Annotated in this window: 19 protein-coding genes; all 19 read right to left on the bottom strand. The window is 30.2% G+C overall.

Features of this window, described 5'->3' with window-relative positions; translation table 11 throughout:
- Nucleotides 1-17: 17 nt before the first annotated feature.
- The gene (locus JOC62_RS06950; protein ID WP_204594504.1) at nucleotides 18-677 is read right to left on the bottom strand and encodes a cupin domain-containing protein; all 660 of its coding nucleotides are present in this window, start codon (nucleotides 675-677) and stop codon (nucleotides 18-20) included.
- Nucleotides 678-778: 101 nt separating this feature from the next.
- Nucleotides 779-1045, bottom strand: a complete 267-nt coding sequence (locus JOC62_RS06945) for a EutN/CcmL family microcompartment protein (RefSeq protein WP_204594503.1) — start codon at nucleotides 1043-1045, stop codon at nucleotides 779-781.
- A gap of 5 nt (nucleotides 1046-1050) precedes the next feature.
- The gene (locus JOC62_RS06940) at nucleotides 1051-1344 is read right to left on the bottom strand and encodes a BMC domain-containing protein (RefSeq protein ID WP_204594502.1); all 294 of its coding nucleotides are present in this window, start codon (nucleotides 1342-1344) and stop codon (nucleotides 1051-1053) included.
- Between the two features lie 16 nt (nucleotides 1345-1360).
- Nucleotides 1361-2206, bottom strand: coding sequence for an ethanolamine utilization protein EutJ (eutJ, locus tag JOC62_RS06935; protein ID WP_204594501.1), 846 nt, complete (start codon nucleotides 2204-2206; stop codon nucleotides 1361-1363).
- Nucleotides 2199-2828: a cobalamin adenosyltransferase gene (locus JOC62_RS06930; RefSeq protein WP_204594500.1), complete on the bottom strand. Its 630-nt coding sequence runs from the start codon at nucleotides 2826-2828 to the stop codon at nucleotides 2199-2201. Before JOC62_RS06930 ends, eutJ begins: the two co-directional genes overlap by 8 nt.
- A 16-nt stretch (nucleotides 2829-2844) precedes the next feature.
- A complete protein-coding gene (locus tag JOC62_RS06925) occupies nucleotides 2845-3279 on the bottom strand; it encodes a EutP/PduV family microcompartment system protein (protein WP_204594499.1) in 435 nt (144 codons plus the stop codon).
- A complete protein-coding gene (locus tag JOC62_RS06920) occupies nucleotides 3276-3629 on the bottom strand; it encodes a BMC domain-containing protein (RefSeq protein WP_204594599.1) in 354 nt (117 codons plus the stop codon). The genes JOC62_RS06925 and JOC62_RS06920 overlap by 4 nt, the downstream gene beginning before the upstream one ends.
- 17 nt (nucleotides 3630-3646) lie before the next feature.
- Entirely contained in the window at nucleotides 3647-4600 is a 954-nt protein-coding gene (gene cutD, locus JOC62_RS06915; RefSeq protein WP_204594498.1) for a choline TMA-lyase-activating enzyme, read from the bottom strand.
- Between the two features lie 66 nt (nucleotides 4601-4666).
- Nucleotides 4667-7213, bottom strand: a complete 2547-nt coding sequence (gene cutC / locus JOC62_RS06910) for a choline trimethylamine-lyase (protein ID WP_204594497.1) — start codon at nucleotides 7211-7213, stop codon at nucleotides 4667-4669.
- Nucleotides 7214-7233: 20 nt separating this feature from the next.
- On the bottom strand, nucleotides 7234-8721 hold the full coding sequence (locus tag JOC62_RS06905; protein WP_204594496.1) for an aldehyde dehydrogenase family protein: 1488 nt from the start codon (nucleotides 8719-8721) through the stop codon (nucleotides 7234-7236).
- 27 nt (nucleotides 8722-8748) lie between these two features.
- Entirely contained in the window at nucleotides 8749-9048 is a 300-nt protein-coding gene (locus JOC62_RS06900; RefSeq protein ID WP_204594495.1) for a BMC domain-containing protein, read from the bottom strand.
- 16 nt (nucleotides 9049-9064) lie between these two features.
- Nucleotides 9065-9361, bottom strand: a complete 297-nt coding sequence (locus JOC62_RS06895) for a BMC domain-containing protein (RefSeq protein WP_204594494.1) — start codon at nucleotides 9359-9361, stop codon at nucleotides 9065-9067.
- Between the two features lie 21 nt (nucleotides 9362-9382).
- A complete protein-coding gene (locus JOC62_RS06890; RefSeq protein WP_204594493.1) occupies nucleotides 9383-9649 on the bottom strand; it encodes a hypothetical protein in 267 nt (88 codons plus the stop codon).
- A gap of 5 nt (nucleotides 9650-9654) precedes the next feature.
- On the bottom strand, nucleotides 9655-10707 hold the full coding sequence (locus JOC62_RS06885) for a hypothetical protein (protein ID WP_204594598.1): 1053 nt from the start codon (nucleotides 10705-10707) through the stop codon (nucleotides 9655-9657).
- A 447-nt stretch (nucleotides 10708-11154) separates the two neighbouring features.
- Nucleotides 11155-11979 (bottom strand): MerR family transcriptional regulator, encoded by an 825-nt coding sequence (locus JOC62_RS06880; RefSeq protein ID WP_204594492.1) that lies wholly within the window; start codon nucleotides 11977-11979, stop codon nucleotides 11155-11157.
- Nucleotides 11980-12178: 199 nt separating this feature from the next.
- The gene (locus tag JOC62_RS06875; RefSeq protein ID WP_204594491.1) at nucleotides 12179-13324 is read right to left on the bottom strand and encodes a 1-propanol dehydrogenase PduQ; all 1146 of its coding nucleotides are present in this window, start codon (nucleotides 13322-13324) and stop codon (nucleotides 12179-12181) included.
- A 197-nt stretch (nucleotides 13325-13521) separates the two neighbouring features.
- Nucleotides 13522-14259 (bottom strand): CPBP family intramembrane glutamic endopeptidase, encoded by a 738-nt coding sequence (locus JOC62_RS06870; RefSeq protein WP_204594490.1) that lies wholly within the window; start codon nucleotides 14257-14259, stop codon nucleotides 13522-13524.
- Nucleotides 14260-14387: 128 nt separating this feature from the next.
- Nucleotides 14388-15221, bottom strand: a complete 834-nt coding sequence (locus tag JOC62_RS06865; protein ID WP_204594489.1) for a deoxyribonuclease IV — start codon at nucleotides 15219-15221, stop codon at nucleotides 14388-14390.
- A 160-nt stretch (nucleotides 15222-15381) separates the two neighbouring features.
- The gene (locus tag JOC62_RS06860) at nucleotides 15382-16602 is read right to left on the bottom strand and encodes a S41 family peptidase (RefSeq protein WP_204594488.1); all 1221 of its coding nucleotides are present in this window, start codon (nucleotides 16600-16602) and stop codon (nucleotides 15382-15384) included.
- Nucleotides 16603-16711 lie beyond the last annotated feature (109 nt).

The raw sequence follows: 16711 nt of genomic DNA, 5'->3' as shown, positions 1-16711 counted from the left end.
CTATCCTCCTTAAGTAATTAAAGTAAATCTGCCCAATTGGCTGGATATGTTGTATAGAATAATTTAGCTTTATTAGGTGATCCCCAAACTACTTTAGATCCCTTAGGAACAAATAGTACATCACCGGCATTTGCTTCATAAGTCTTACCGTTAATTTCTACAGTTACTGTTCCTTCAATAACATAGTCTATCTCTTCATAAGTTAATTCCCATTCGAATTTTGAATCTTCAATGATTAAAAAACCAGCACTCATCTTAGATTCATCTTTACTTATTAATTCTTGGAAATAAACTTTATTATTAGGATTTCCAGTATCGAATACATCCATCTTTACTGAGCTTCCTCTTACTACTTTAAGTCCACTTTCATCGCGGGAAGATACAAACTTTGAATCTTCACCGCTAGCTAAAATTTTTAACATCTCTTGAAGTAACCCTTCGTTTATTAACTCCTTGAACATCTCTAATAACTTATTAGAATCTAAACTTTCTACGCCTTTACAGTTAGTACTACAAATTTCTTTTTCACTAACTTTTTCTGTAGTAATTGAGATATCATTATTTTTAGCTATATCTTTAGCTGACGGAGTTAAGATAACATCTTTATCTATATAGAAAACCTTTTCCCCTGTAGCTAAAAATTCTTCCATATCTTTTGCACAAATTAATCGTTTCACACTCTCACATCCTTTCACTAAATTTTTCAGTTTATATTTAAAGTATGGGGTTTACAACTATTTATAATTAAAATGCCTATCCTTACGTCAGAAATTATAACTTACTCACTAAAATTACAGTCCTGATCGATTATTCCAATTACTGCTGCATCAACTGGAATATCATCATTTCCAACCATTCTTCTTGCTGATGATCCTGTGCTTACGATAACTCTATCCCCAATTCCTGCCCCAATATTATCTACAACTATGAATCTTCTACCACTAAAGCTTCCACCAATCTCTTCTGCTAGCATAAACTTCAATCCATAAAGATTATCAGCTTTTCTAGTTGCCCAGATATTATCTATTAACTTTGCTGTTATCATAAGACTCATCCTTCTTTCATATTTGATTTGATTTCTTCTATTGCAGATTGAACTGATGAAGTATCACCTAATATAGCAATTGAAGTCATATGTTGAGGACATACTCCCTTGATATCTTCAACAACTACACCTGCTGCCTTTTCAGCAATATCTATTGCATAAATCATATCAATTAGCTTACCTTGAGCAAGTCCAATAGCATCTACATTCTCGATTACTTCCTTGCCTTCTATCCCCATCCTTTTTATAAGAGCACGTTTTGTTCCCTCTGTTGGTGATTTTATAAGTCTAAAATTCATAAAACTCAAACTCCATTTACTCTATGATTTCACTTGTGCAGCTAAGTGCTATTCCAAGTGGTGTAACAAACATTGGATTTTTAGGTTTATGCGTATATACCTTAATCTTGTTTTCTATTATTCCTTCAATTCCTGTAAGGCAAGCTGTACCACCAACTAATGAAATCTCTCTCACATCATAATCTTTTATATGATCATTAATTATTGATCCAACCTTTTCAATTACAGGTTTTAAAACTGGTAATAATTCTTCATGATTACTATTATCTCTTTTAAATTCATCAGCTTCTTTAAAATTCATTTTATATGCACCTGAGATAACTAAAGAGAAATGTGTTCCTCCAGTAGGCTCATCTGCTACGCAAACTACTTTTCCATCTTTTATAATAGAGGTTCCTGTAGTTCCTCCACCTATATCTACTACTGCACCATTTTGAATTTTTAAAACCTCATTTGCAGCTGTAGGTTCATCTAATAAATTCGTTAGTTCAAAGCCTGCAGCTTGTACAACATTTTTTATAGCACCACCATCTAAAGAATCTGTTCCTGGTGGAATGGCTGCTGCTGCATAAAGCAGTTCAGTATTAAGCTTTTCTTCTATTTCCTCTTTTAATTCTCTAACTATCTTTACAGCTCCGATATAGTCAACTACCATACCATCTCTTACTACATCAGCATATCTGTAAGCTCCTGCAACTGGTCTGTAATTTTCATCTAATACTGCTAAAACTACACACGCAGTTCCAAGGTCTACACCAGTATAATAAACTGATGATTTTTCTAAGATAGGCTTTTCTATAACTTTTTCAAATTGGCTTACTAATTTATCACAGTACTCGAAAGTTTTACTCTTATCACTCAACTCTTCTGCCTCCTATTTCCTTAGATATAGTCGTAGATAATATATTTATAATATTTTCTAAATTAATTAAAATTTTATTTATTAGCTCATCATTTTCATATCTTTCTAGAATGTCATATTTAAATTCATTTAGCTTACATAAAAGGATGTAAAGATTTAATATTTTTTCGCTATTTTTTAGGTATATATATACATCTGTAATTTCTATCTCTTCATTACTGAAATCACAAACTTTAGGATTAATGACTTCTAATTTTATTTTGCCTTCTGTAAACTCTCTTATATTTTTAATTTCTCTTTCTAAATCGATAAGCTTTTGAGCTAAGATTAAGTCCTCATTAATTATTTTGCTTGCTGCATTTAAAAATGATGCTTCAACAGATCTACATTTATATGTAAGTATTTTATACTTTACGTGTTTATTTTCATCTATTAAAATATCATCACTTTTTTCTTCTTTTTTGCTATCTGTAGGTAAATTACTATTTATCTTTATCCCTTTATCTAATAAGTACTGCCTACCTCCCGGAGTAAGCCTTTGACCTTCATTAAGCTTAAATTCTTTAAAAGACTCTTTTCTATACAAGTCCTTTAAGTAATCTTCAGTAATAAATCTAAGCATTTATATATTCACCTACCTATTTAAGTAGATATTCTTTAAGTTTTTTCATATCTACTTCACTATTTTCTCTAATTAAAAAATATGGCTCTATAATTCCTATTCTTTTTAAACTCTGCTTGCATTTGTCTATATTTTCATAATTACTATCTACCTTATTTATAACTCCAATAACTTCTATATTAAAAAGTTTTGAAAATCCGTCTCCAATAACTTCTTTAGGACTTTTAGAATCTAACACAAATACTATTTTTTTAGCATCTTGCGCTAAAGCGATAATATGTTTATACATCCAAGCATTTTCCATATAAGAACTAGGAATATCCATAGTATTTTCACCATAAATAACATCTGCTGTCCGCTTTAGAGGACCATTATAATCATTTAAGTAATTTACTATAGTTGTTTTACCAGAACGGCTTGGACCAACAACCATTATTCGTTTTTTTCTCATGTTCTAGTTATAGGGCATATTGCAAAACCTAACATATCTCTTAAAGTTTCGTTTACTGAATTAAGTGCCTCATAAACACTATCAACATCACCATTTATAAGAACTGATCCTGTAAATCTATCTAAGAAACCTATCTCTACATCAGCTACTTTAGTTGCGATATCAGCAGCTATAATTGCAGTTTCATATGGTGTTACTGTTAAGATCCCTATGGCTCCTTTTTCATCTACTCCTAATCTTTCATAAATATCTTTCATAGGAGATGCAATAATGTGTGATAAAGTTATCTGCTTTCCTGGTACTGATTCTTGAATTACCCTTTGTATGTTTTTTTCATTAAAATTATCCATAACTTTTCTACTCATTTCTAATGACGAACCACTTTTGCGTTCATATCATATCTTTTTATATAAGATTCAATTCTGTTTAAATCTTCATCGCTCAAACTAGGATCGCCATATACAGGGTAATCTATGCCAAGTTGGTTATATTTATTTACTCCCATCTTGTGATATGGTAAAAGATCTATACCTTTAAAATTCTTATAGTCTTTATAAGGAAGTAAGAACTCCATAGCTTTAGTTATAGCTTCTTCGCTATCATTTACACCTTTTAAAAGAGGCATACGAATTTGGACATTGAATTTATTTTGAAGTAGATTTTTTAAATTTTCTAAAATTTGCTCATTTCTAACTCCAGTCCATTTAAAATGCTCATCTGAGTTTATATGCTTAATATCAAATAGGAATAAATCAGTAAATTCTGCAATCTTTAGAATAGTTTCTGTTTTTGTATATCCAGAAGTTTCTATGGCCGTATTTATTCCTACATTCTTACATGCCATAAGAAGACTTAAAGCTGCTTCAGGTTGCATTAAAACTTCTCCACCACCTAAAGTAACTCCGCCACCAGACATTTCATAAAAGGTTCTATCCTCTTCTATAATTTCTAATAGCTCTGATATTGTTTTATTTTCCCCAATTATATTTATTGCTGATTTTACGCAAGCTTCTTCACATTTTTTACATCCAACACAATCTATATTTCTATTTATTTCATGTTTATTTGTACTGCTATTTACTGTGTGAATACCGACTGGGCAAACATCCACACATTCTAAGCAATTTTCACAAAGATTGCTTTTAAACATGACTCTATTTTTTTTAATCATCCCTTCTGGATTAGCACACCATTTACAGCGTAGAGGACATCCTTGAAAGAATACTATAGTTCTAACTCCTGGCCCATCATACATATTGTATTTTTGTATATTGAAAATCCTTGCCTTTCTTTGTATAATTCCATTTGTGTTATTATTCATACCTAAACTCTCCAGCTTTCTTAAGCTCATGTAGTAGAAAAATCTACTACATGACCTATAGTTTTATTAAAAATGTGTTAGCATAGTTCTACTTATAATCTCATCTTGAACATCTTTGCATAATTCTACAAAGTATGCACTATATCCAGCAACTCTTACTATTAAATCTCTATAAGCTTCTGGGTTCTTTTGAGCTTCAATTAATGTATTATTATCTAAGTAGTTAAATTGAACTTCTCCAAGTTGAAGAGCACAAGCACTTCTTAATAATGTTATGATTCCTTGTTCTCCTTCTGGAGTATCAAGAAGACCTGACATTAATTTAAAGTTATGAACCATTCCTATATTCATATTGTCACAAGCTAATTTTGAAACTGATTTAATTATTGAAGTAGGTCCTTTAAAGTCTGCTCCTTGAGTTGGACTTATTCCATCTGATAGAGGAGTCCAAGCTTTACGTCCATTTGAAGTAGCTCCTGTTAATTGCCCAAATGGAGTATTATTTGAAATTGATAATGTTCCGTGACTTAAAACTGAATATAATGTTTTATATTTTCTATGTTCCATTTCAGTAAAGTTTATAAGATCTGCTCCAATATAATCAGCATAATCATCATCATTACCGTATTTTGGTGCATCTAAGCAATCTTTTCTTAATTTTTCATATCCAACGAAATCAGCTTTTAATGCTTCTTTCATTTCTCTTAATGTGTATTTTTTCTCATCGAAAACTAATTTTTTGATTGCAGCCATAGAATCAATATAAGTAGCAAGTCCGCTCCATACTACTCCTGGACCGAAGTTGTACATTGCTCCACCAGCTTCAACACCTCTACCTTTTTCCATACATCCTTCATACATCATTGACATAAGTGGTTTTGGTGCAAGTTCTTTGTGAACTCTTTGAGAAATAACTGTAGCTACGCTTGTCCATTTAGTTATAAATTTAATTTGCTCTTTAACAGCAGCTTCAAACTCTTCATAAGTTTTGAAGTTATCAATATCTCCTAGGTCTGGACAAACTTGTTTTCCATACCATAGAGGTACTCCATTATTAAGTACTAACTCTATACATATTGGCCATTGAGTGTATCCTGTTGAAGTCCATTGATATAATCTTCCTGATTTTTGTGGTTCAACACATCCCATTAAACAATAATCTCTAGCATCTTCAATTGAAACTCCTTTAGCAAGCATCATTTTTATATGAACGTCATCAAAGTGACATGCTGGGAATCCCATTCCTGCTCTTATTACCTCAACTATCTTTTTAAGATACTTTTGTGGTGATGATTTATGGATACGACAAGCTAAAGATGGTTGATAAATCTTAACGTGTCTAACTGCATCCATTAATAGATAAGTTAATTCATTTGTTGCATCTCTACCTGCTCTTGTAACTCCTCCAACACACATATTTACAAATGGTTGGTATCCTGCGAAGAATTTAGATCCTCCTTCACTTGTTATCCACATCATTTCTGACATTTTTATAAGCATACATCCTGCAAGTTCAAATGCTTCAAATTCAGTCATTCTTCCTGATTCAATATCATCTTTAAAGAATTGATACATGTACTGGTCAACACGTCCAATTGACATACCTGTTTGATTTTCTTCTACTACTAGAAGTGATTCTATTGTCCAAACAGCTTGAATTGCTTCCCAGAAAGTTTCTGGCTTATGAGCTGGAACCTTAGCATTTACTTCTGAAATCTTAAATAATTCAGCTTTTCTCTTAGGATTTGTCTCTTTTTCAGCTAATTCTCTTGCATAATCTGACATACGTTTTGCATAAATCATTACACCTTCTGCAGTATCAATTAATGATTTATAGAAGTAGATTTTTTCTATATCCTCTGGATTTGCATAGTTAAGTTCTTTTAGCTTTTCTTCTGCTTCTTTAACTATGTCAACCATACCTTTTTTCATTAAAATAACATCATATCCTGGGTTTGAATCTCCTCCACCATTTATTGCATGGTATGAGCAATCAGAAACGAATGATTCTCCTGAAAGTTCCCAAACTCCAGCTTCTCTATATTGGTCTTCACAATATTCATCAACTGACTTACCTTGCCAGAATGGGAATAGTTCTTCTCTCATGAATTTCTTATCTTCTTCTGAAATATAGAATGGGTCTTGAGGTCTTTCACCTATAGTATCAATCTCATCTACCATCCATCTCCAAGCTATATCTGGAGAGAAAGCTCCAGCTCTTGGTGCACCATTTGGAGCTCCAACTATAAGTTCATGATCTTGAATTACAAGTGGTGCAGTCTCACAACAATGTTTGAAACATTTACCTCTTAATATTGATTTTGGTGTTCCTGGGTTTTGCTTAGCTATTTCAGTTATAGCTCTTGCTCTATGTGTTGTGATTGATGGAACTTGTTTTAAATAATTTTCTTTAAGTTTTGCTAAACGTTCTGTAATTCCTTCTGGAACTTTGCCATCATTTGAAGAAACTATACATTCAACCTTTACAGGTTCATCATCTTTTTTTATTTCATCTGAAACGCTCTCAAACATTTTTAATAATGATTGACGCTCATTTTCTGACATATTTTTAGTGGCTTCTATAAATTTATTTGAAAATTCACGAATATCCATTTTATCTACTCCTTTTCTTTTTAATTGGTTTCTTTTAATATTTGAGTTAAAACATTTTTAAGAAGCTTCATATTATCTGAAGAGTTGTCTAAATCTTCATCTATAACCTTATTAACCTCTCTATTCATGCCTATAGAATTTAAAAATTCATCTTTATCTCTGACTTCATATCCAACTTTTCTTATATATACTAAGTTCATTGGTGATACATTATCAGAAGTCATTCCTTTTCCAATAGATCCACTACCAAGTGTCATTGATGGGAAAAGATTTGTTGTAGCCCCCATACTTCCAAATACTCCTGAAGTATTTACTAAGATTCTTCCAACTGGTTTTTTTAGTGCGAACTGTTTAATTACTTCATCATCATTTGAGTGAATTATAAGGGTATGTCCTTGCCTTTCACTTAATAGTAACTCTATACATTTCTCACAAGCATGCATCCAATCATCTTCCACATAGAATGAAAGTATTGGGCAAAGTTTTTCTCTCGAATGAGGATTGTCTAAAGATACAAACTTTTGACTTGATATTAAAACCTTTACACCAGATGCAACACTAAAACCAGCTCTTTTTCCTAAAAATTCTGGTGATTTTCCGATAAACTCTTTTTCGAAATTTCCATACTTATCAAAAAGAATTTTTCCAAGAGACTTAGATTCATCTTCACTCATAAAATAAGCTCCATTTTTAATAAGCTCATTTTTTACTTCATTTGCAATAGGGCTGTCTACAACTATAGATTGTTCCGCACCTGAGACTACTCCACAATCAAAACTTTTACTATCTATAATATCTTTAACTGCCTTTTTAATATCAGCAGTTCTCTCTATGAATGCAGGTCCATTACCTGTCCCACCATAAATAACTGGTTTTCCACATTTATCTGAAACTTTTAATAATTCATGTACACCCGTGTTCATAACTAATGATGTGTCTCTATGTTTCATAAGTTCTAAAGACCCACTGTCTGATACTATACTAAGATACGATATAGCACCTTCTGGAAGTCCATACCCTTCAGCTGCTCTTATTAAAATGTCTAAAGTTCTCTTCATGACATTTTTTGCTTTAGGATGAAGTGCAAATACTATTGCATTTCCTGATTTAATTGCTATTACAGCGTTATAAATTATAGTTGAAACTGGACTAGTCATAGGGCAAAAAGCTGTAATTACACCAATAGGCACTCCAATGTCAGTAGTTTTATTTTTTTCATCTTTTCCTATTACTCCTACACATTTCATCCCATCTAGTTTTTTCTTAAGATAACAAACTACAAACTTATCTTTTATTAATTTATCTTCTACTTTTCCTGAATCTGTCTCTTCAAAAGCTAATCTTGCTAGTTCACTATCATACTCTTTAATTACTTCAAGCATGCGGTTTACTATCTCATCTAGCTTTTCTTGTGGAAATGTAGCTAAACTTTTTTGAGCTTCTCTTGCATTTTCAACAAGTACTCTAGCTTCTTGCATGGAGAGCAAATCATTATCTATAATATTCATTCTCTTCTCCCCTTTTCTAAAACTCTATTAAAGTGCTTCTATAGCATACTTATCTATTATTTTTTGAAGATCATTATGAGGCCTTGCTATAACTACTGAACTATAAAGATTTCCATCTTCCATCTCCTCTACAGCTCTAACACCTGCATCCACAGCAGCTGTACAAGCTCCAACATCTCCTGTTACTATAACTGAAATATAACCAGATGCCACGTTTTCATAACCGACTAATTCAACATCTGCTGCTTTGCACATAGCATCTGCTGCTTCTAGAGCAAAAACTAATCCAAACGTTTCAATTAATCCTATTGCTTCACGTCTAATCATATTAACCATTTCCTTTCTATTCATCGATATCATGAACTGATACTATTTTTCCAACTTCTCTAATTGGTCTTGGCATAACGTTTTTTGCTGTAAGTTTTCCTATAGCCCCTGCAGCCTCTGCTCCAACTTCTACAGCAGACTTTACAGCAGCAACATCACCTTTAACCATTATAGTAACAAGAGTTGAACCTATATTTTCATATGAAACTAATTCAACATTTGCAGCCTTAAGCATTTTATCTGCCGCTTCAAGTGCAGGAACTAAACCTATTGTTTCTACAAGCCCTAAAGCTTCATCACCATAATATTTCATCTAAAATACCTCCATTTTAAATTAATCTCTTATATAACCATTGATTACGGCTTTACTCTCTTCATTTGCATAATAAAAGATAATAAGCTCTTCATTATGATCTAAATCAACTCTAGTTTCTTCGATTAATCCATTAGCTTCTGCTGTTAATAAGGCATCTATTACAGCTGCTTTAGTAAATGTTTTGAAGCTTGAATAATCTTCTTTTAAAGCTTCCATTACATCTGACGCTGAAGCTTCTCCTACTTTTGTAAAATGCTTTAATATAGCGTAATTTAAAGGTTTCATAAATCTTATGCCTCCTTCTTTCTGAAAAAATCTAAAGGATTTGTAGCTATAGTTAATATTCCAAGCATCATAATTATTGCTCCTATCCAAGCTACTATTGGTAATGACCATCCTTCAATTCCTGAAATAACACCAAGAATTAAGTAACAGAAAAATGGTCCGAAGAATGAGTATGTACCATTACAAGCAGTTCCAAGTCCAGCACCACACATACTGTTTCCTTTATACCAAGACATGAAAGTTAAGAATGTTAATAATCCACTTAATACAAACCATATCATTGCAGGTCCGCTAGTGAATGCTTGAATAACTAAGTTTTTAGAAACCTCTAATCCTCCAGCTAAAAGTCCCATTATAGGTACTACTATGAAAAGATTTGCTATTCCTGATGTTAATTGACGGATACAAATTCCGATTTGTGGATCAACCATGGTTGAAGCATATCCAGCAACACAACCTTCAAATCCCCAGCCTAAAGCTGCTATAACTGCTATAAAAATTCCTAAAAATACAGTTCCTGAAACTCCTCCTGAAAAACCTGTACTTCCTATTAAGAAACTAGCAAATACGCATATTGCAATTCCTACTGCCATACGTTTTGTAATTTCTTGCTTATAAAGTATTTTTCCAAGTATCGCTGCTATTGCAGGGCAAAGAGCTGATATTGGAACTATTATTGGACCTGCCATTTGAAGAGCTATAACATAAGCTGTTCCTGCAACTGGTCCCCCTAAAAGTGCTGCTCCCACGATTATTCTGCCTGGTTTAGAGTTTAAACATCTTATAAAATCTTTGAATTTACCTTGTACTAATGAATTCCCAATTGCCCAAAAAGCACTACACGTATCATTAATTGCATTTCCAAGTGCAGCAAGTAAGTAAACTACAACAAATGCTGAAAGCCCAGCTGTGTTTGCTCCATACCAATCTGCCCAAACTCCCTTGCTCATTCCCATTGTTAAGAATGCTGTATAAAGCCCGTACGCAACACCTGAAAATAGTGCTATTGCAACTCCCTTTTTAAAGAAATTGCTTTTCATTTTTTCTTTCAATTCCATAGCCTTGCTAACTCTTTTATCGCTAGCATTATCTTTAGAATTGACTCCTACTGATATCTCCGTCATAAATAAGGACTCCTCCCGTTTAATTGATTTATAAATAAGCTGATTACCTTGTTAAATTTTTAGCAATCATTTTACTTCTAAACGTTTACTTTTGAAGTGTAATTGTGCTTATAAAATTATTTCTTATTGGAATATTTTGTATACTTCTTATTTTTATCTTTGTTCTCTTCGATTTAATTATAAGCCCTCCCCCTAACTTAAAGGTCAATACTAAGTTTTATCTTTTTATAAATGTTATTTTTTATAAAAAACTGCTCTTTTTATAGTTTTTAATCATATTTTTTCAAATTTCTGAGAATTATGAATTAAAATATAAAAAAGGTCATATAAAAAACATTGTACCTAAGGGTAACCTTTTTTTATATAACCTTTAAATTTAATCTAATTTTTTATTTTTATCATAACTTCTGTGACAAAATTTCTACTATCTTTGCTTGTCCAATAATCTACTACATATCTTTCGTAACATTCACCTTCACATTTATAATTATGTAGCTTTATCCAATCTTTTATTTTTTTATAAGTCTCATTAATATTATCATGAGACCCTATATGATAACATGAGGCTACTAAGTTTCCCCCAAACTCTGTAGTTTTTTCTTTTTCACATTTTATAAGACCTTGCTGAATTATTCTCATAGTTTTACAAGTTCCTTTAATCTTTTCTTCGTAAGATGGAAACTGTATTATAACCGGTCCTGTAATTGCATTTTCAATACTTTCGATATAATTAGTAAAATCAATATTTATTATTGAATCCATATAATCGTAATTAAACTCTTGATCTAGATATAACATATCAATCTTATTTAGATATTTAGCTGATACTTCATTTAAATTATTATCTATAACCATTTTTGCTTCTTTAACTAAAGAATGCCAATCTCTTATAGATTGCTTTTTTAAATTTATATTTCTTTCTGCTTCTTCAAGTTCTCTAATTTTCTCTCGAAAATTCTCCTCAATCTCAGTACATTTAGATTCACAAATTAAATTTTTAATTTCTTCAAGTTTAAAACCACTTTGCTTATAGTACTTTATTACTGGAATAGACAGCATATTGCCTTTGCTATAATATCTGTATCCGTTTTCATCTCGTACAGCATCAGGTGATAGAACGCCGAGTTTATCGTAATACCTTAATGTTTTTTTACTTATCTTGCAGATCTTCTCCACTTTCCCAATGTAATACATTTCATCCTTCATATGTTATCCCCCTTACCTTTTGTTAACAATAATTAACCTGTAGTTAAGATTGTTAACTATTGTTAATATATCCTTATCATATTGATAATTCAATATATATACAATACTTATCTTGAAAAAATATGTTAATAATCTTTAAATATAAGAAAATATGTAAAAAAAATAGAGGTTAAGCAATTATATGCTTAACCTCTTTATTTTAAATTCCAATTACTTTATCTAATAATATTTCTAAATCTTTTCTAGATACTTCCCTAGGGTTTGAACTAGTACATACATCTTTTAATGCTGCATCTATTATTTCTTCTCTAAAACCATTAACTACCTTGATATCTACTCCAAGATCTATTAAATTCTTAGGAATAGATAAATCACTTTTTAACTTAATTATATTTCTTATTAAGTTATTAACTCCTATAATAGTGCTGCATGCATTTATATCTAAAATTTTTGCAAGTCTTTGATATTTTAATGCAACTAAATCGTATTCTTGTATATATGACTTGTTATCAATATTAGCATTAAACTCCATAACATAAGGAAGTATTATAGCGTTAGCTTTTCCATGAGGGATATGAAGCTTACCGCCTATAGCATGTGCTAAGCTATGAGTTATTCCAAGTCCTGAAGCATTAAATGCAATACCTGCAAGGCAAGATGCATTATGAAGTTTTTCTCTAGAAACTATATTTATTGGTTCATTATAAGCTAATGTTAAATTATTAAAGGCTAAACATAATGCTTTTTCTGCTAAAGCATCTGAGAAATCATTAGAATTTTTTGAAACATAGGCTTCAATAGCGTGAGTTATTACATCCATACCAGTATCTGCTGTTATAGATTTAGGAACTGTTTTAGTAAGCTCCGCATCTAAAATAGCAACATCAGGTAGAAGTGATTTATCAGTTAATGCATATTTTAAATTTTCTTCTTTGTTAGTTATTACTGCATATTCTGTAACTTCTGAGCCTGTCCCACTTGTAGTTGGTATGGCATAAAATTCTATCGTTTTTGAATCCTCTTTAAATAGATTATTGTAGTATTCACGAATAGCTTTAGCTCCGTCTATTGCTGAGCCTCCGCCTAGAGCAATAATTATATCCGCATTTAGATCTTTAAGTTTTTGAACTCCTAGAGCAACTATTTGAACGCTAGGGTCTGGAACAATATCACTAAAAATAGAAATTCTACAATTATTTAATTTATTTGAGATATTTTCTGTTGTTTTACTCTCTTCCATAAACTTATCGCATATAATCAGTACATTTTTATTTGAGATTTCACTTAACTTATTTAAAGCTCCTTCTCCAAAATATATTTTAGTTTTTAAACTAAATTCTTTCATTTTTATCTTCTCCTTACTATTAATTAAAAGATAAAAATAAGATTTCAAAGTATACGTTTCCAATATATTATATTTATATTGTATCACTTTTTTTATCAATGTAAACTAAAATAATAAAAAACTTATTATTTTAACTTAATGCTTACAAAACTATTATAGAAATAAAAAGCAGTTAATTAGTTAACTGCTTTTTATTTCTAACTTATATTATACTCATTATATTGTTTTTTCTGATTCTTATATAAATTTAATTTTAAAAATATAATTGTACTTATTAGCATAATTACATATGCAAACATAGATACTAATACATCTTTATAATATGGCGTAATATCAGTGAAAAGATTCCATATGCTATGAAATATAATTAAAGGCCATAAACTCTTTATATAGTAAAATGCTGATGCAAATATAATTCCTATTATAAATAACATAAAACATATCATAAGATTGAATTCTGGACTTATAATATGGAATAGCGCAAATATAAATGATGAACCAATAATTTTATATTTTTCAGGTTTTATTTCACTATAAATGTACCCTCTAATAAATATTTCCTCTGAAAATCCTACTATAAATGAATATGTAACAATCCAAATAATACTTTTAAAAGACATACTTTCAAAAACTAAATTTTCTCCTTTTAGTACAGCATATATTATTGGCATTGTAGCAATTAAACTTAATAATATACTTAAAATAACTATATTATTATTACATTTTAATCCAATATCTCTAAAAGATTTTTTATCAATTTTCTTCATAAATATTATAGTCGTTGTCATCATAGCTATAAATGGAATTAGCTTACTTATAGGTCCCCCATTAACTCCAAAAAATTTAAATAAAAAAAGTAATCCATAGCAAATAGCAATTGATAGCATAAGTATCTTACATAATTTATATATATTTCTTATCCCCTCTTTTTCCATTATTCCCCCTTAAAGCTTCTATATTATAATCAACATAATTGTACCATTTTTTTACATATAATGTACAGTAATTTATTTGTTATAAATAAAAAAGCCCATGATAAGTATCATGGGCTTTTGTAAATTTATTATTCACTATAAACGCTTCTTAATAATTCTATTTCATTCTTATAGCCTTCAAGTTCATTAGGTGTTTCAAGGAAAAATGGTAAATGACGTAATTTAGGATGATTTATTATTCTAGTAATAGCTTCAAGTCCAATATTACCTTCACCAATTTTTTCATGTCTATCTTTATGACTTCCAAACGGGTTCTTACTATCATTTAAATGGATTGCACGTAATCTATCTAATCCAATTACTCTATCAAATTCCCCTAAAACTCCATCTAAATCATTAACAATATCATATCCAGCATCATAAACGTGGCATGTATCAAGACATACTCCCATATGATCCTTTAATTCTACTCTATTAATTATTTCTGCTATTTCTTCAAATGATCTACCAACTTCTGTACCTTTTCCGGCCATAGTTTCTAGTAATACAGTTGTTGTTTGCTCAGGCTTAATAACCTTATTTAGCATATCTACAATATAATCTATTCCAACTTCTACACCTTGCTTAACATGGCTCCCTGGGTGGAAGTTATATAAGCTATTTGGCAAGTACTCCATTCTAACTAAATCATCAGCCATCATCTCTAATGCAAACTCTCTAGTTCTTTCATCTGCTGAGCAAGCATTTAATGTATAAGGTGCATGTGCTAATATTGTAGCAAATTCATTATTCTTTGCTATCTCTAAAAGTCCTGCAACATCTTTTTCATCTATCTTCTTAGCTTTTCCACCTCTAGGATTACGTGTGAAAAATTGAAATGTATTAGCACCAATTCCTAGTGCTTCTTTTCCCATATTTTCAAATCCTTTAGTTGTTGATAAGTGACATCCTATATTTAACATTTGTTTATCCTCCATTTATATCAAAACCATAAGTTTTAATCTCTTCTTTAATTCTATATATAAAATAATACTATATTTCAATATCCTTTTGCAATGGATAATTTTTATTATTTAATAATATGACTCACTTTTTTATTTTATAATCTTTTATTAAAATTTCTTATATATTATTTCTACTTTCTAACTCAAGTACTTTTTTAATACATTCATCTGTTTTAAAATCTCCAGTTTTCTTAGGATTATTTACTATTATATCTGGATTTGTTTTATGCTCTTCATTACATGTTCCATCACTTGTAGTTCCCATTTCTTTAGTGAAATTAAATACTAAACCACTATTAGGTAACATCATTAACATAGGATCACTTCCAATACCGTCACCTTTAGTTTTTTCTCCAATTAATGTTGCCATACCTGTACTTTTAGCAAATACAGCTAAAGCTTCTGCTGACGAAAATACTTTATCATCAACAAGTAAATATATTTTTCCTTTAAAATTTATTGATGAGCTTGCCTTTTCAACAGAATATTTATCCTTGGAGTAGCTTTTAAAATCTCTAGTAACTTCTTGTGGTAAATTTTTAAGATTACTTGTGTCTAGCTTTTCTACTGGCTTAATAAAATTTTTATTATAATTTAGAAATTTATTTATTAATTTACCATCTTTATAAAAAGAATAATACTCAGTATAGTAATCTCTATTAACTATATTGCTAAAGATATAATGCCAATAACGTGAATCTCCCCCTCTATTACCTCTAATATCAACTACTAATGCATCATAATTTTTGATACTTTCTAAGTATCCTAAAATATCTTCTTTATCCTCTTTAATATAGGAACTATTATTCATTAATGGTATCTCCATATAACCTATTTCTCCATTTACTATATCTTTGAATTTTGGTTTTTCATAAAATGCGCTTTCTTTTTTCTCTAATTCTTTAACCTCTCTACTTAATCCATATCTTCTTAAAGCCTTTTTATTATTTAGAACCTTTCTATTTAGGTCATACCACGATCCTGTTGGTACTTTGTTATATATATTTCTAAATTGCTCTAGTACTTCCTTATTCAATATATAGGAATGTGAATTATTTAAATCTTTTACAATGGTTTTTATAGCTGTCTCAAATTCCCCATCGCTTTCACATTCTTTTATCATATCTCTATATATAGTTTCATTAGCTTTAAAATCTACTCCATTAACCCTTTTATTAACATTCAAATATGGATAATTATCTATTATAGAATTAAATAAGTAGTTAAAATCCTCCATCATCTGATTTTTTGATAAATCCTTTTTACTTCCAAAAATAATAAATATGCTTGAACAAATAATTAGCATGAATATACTAATCCCAATTAACCTCTTTTTCATAAATCTCCCCCTCTCTTCAAATTATATTTTACCATATATTTCAAGTTAATATTTAATATATACAAAAAAGCAACTATCATATTAATATGCTAGTTGCTTTTTATAATTT

This window comes from Clostridium sardiniense, from assembly GCF_016907995.1.
GTDB lineage: Bacteria > Bacillota > Clostridia > Clostridiales > Clostridiaceae > Clostridium > Clostridium sardiniense.
Note: the sequence above shows the minus strand (reverse complement) of the source record. Positions and strands in the feature narration are given on the sequence as shown.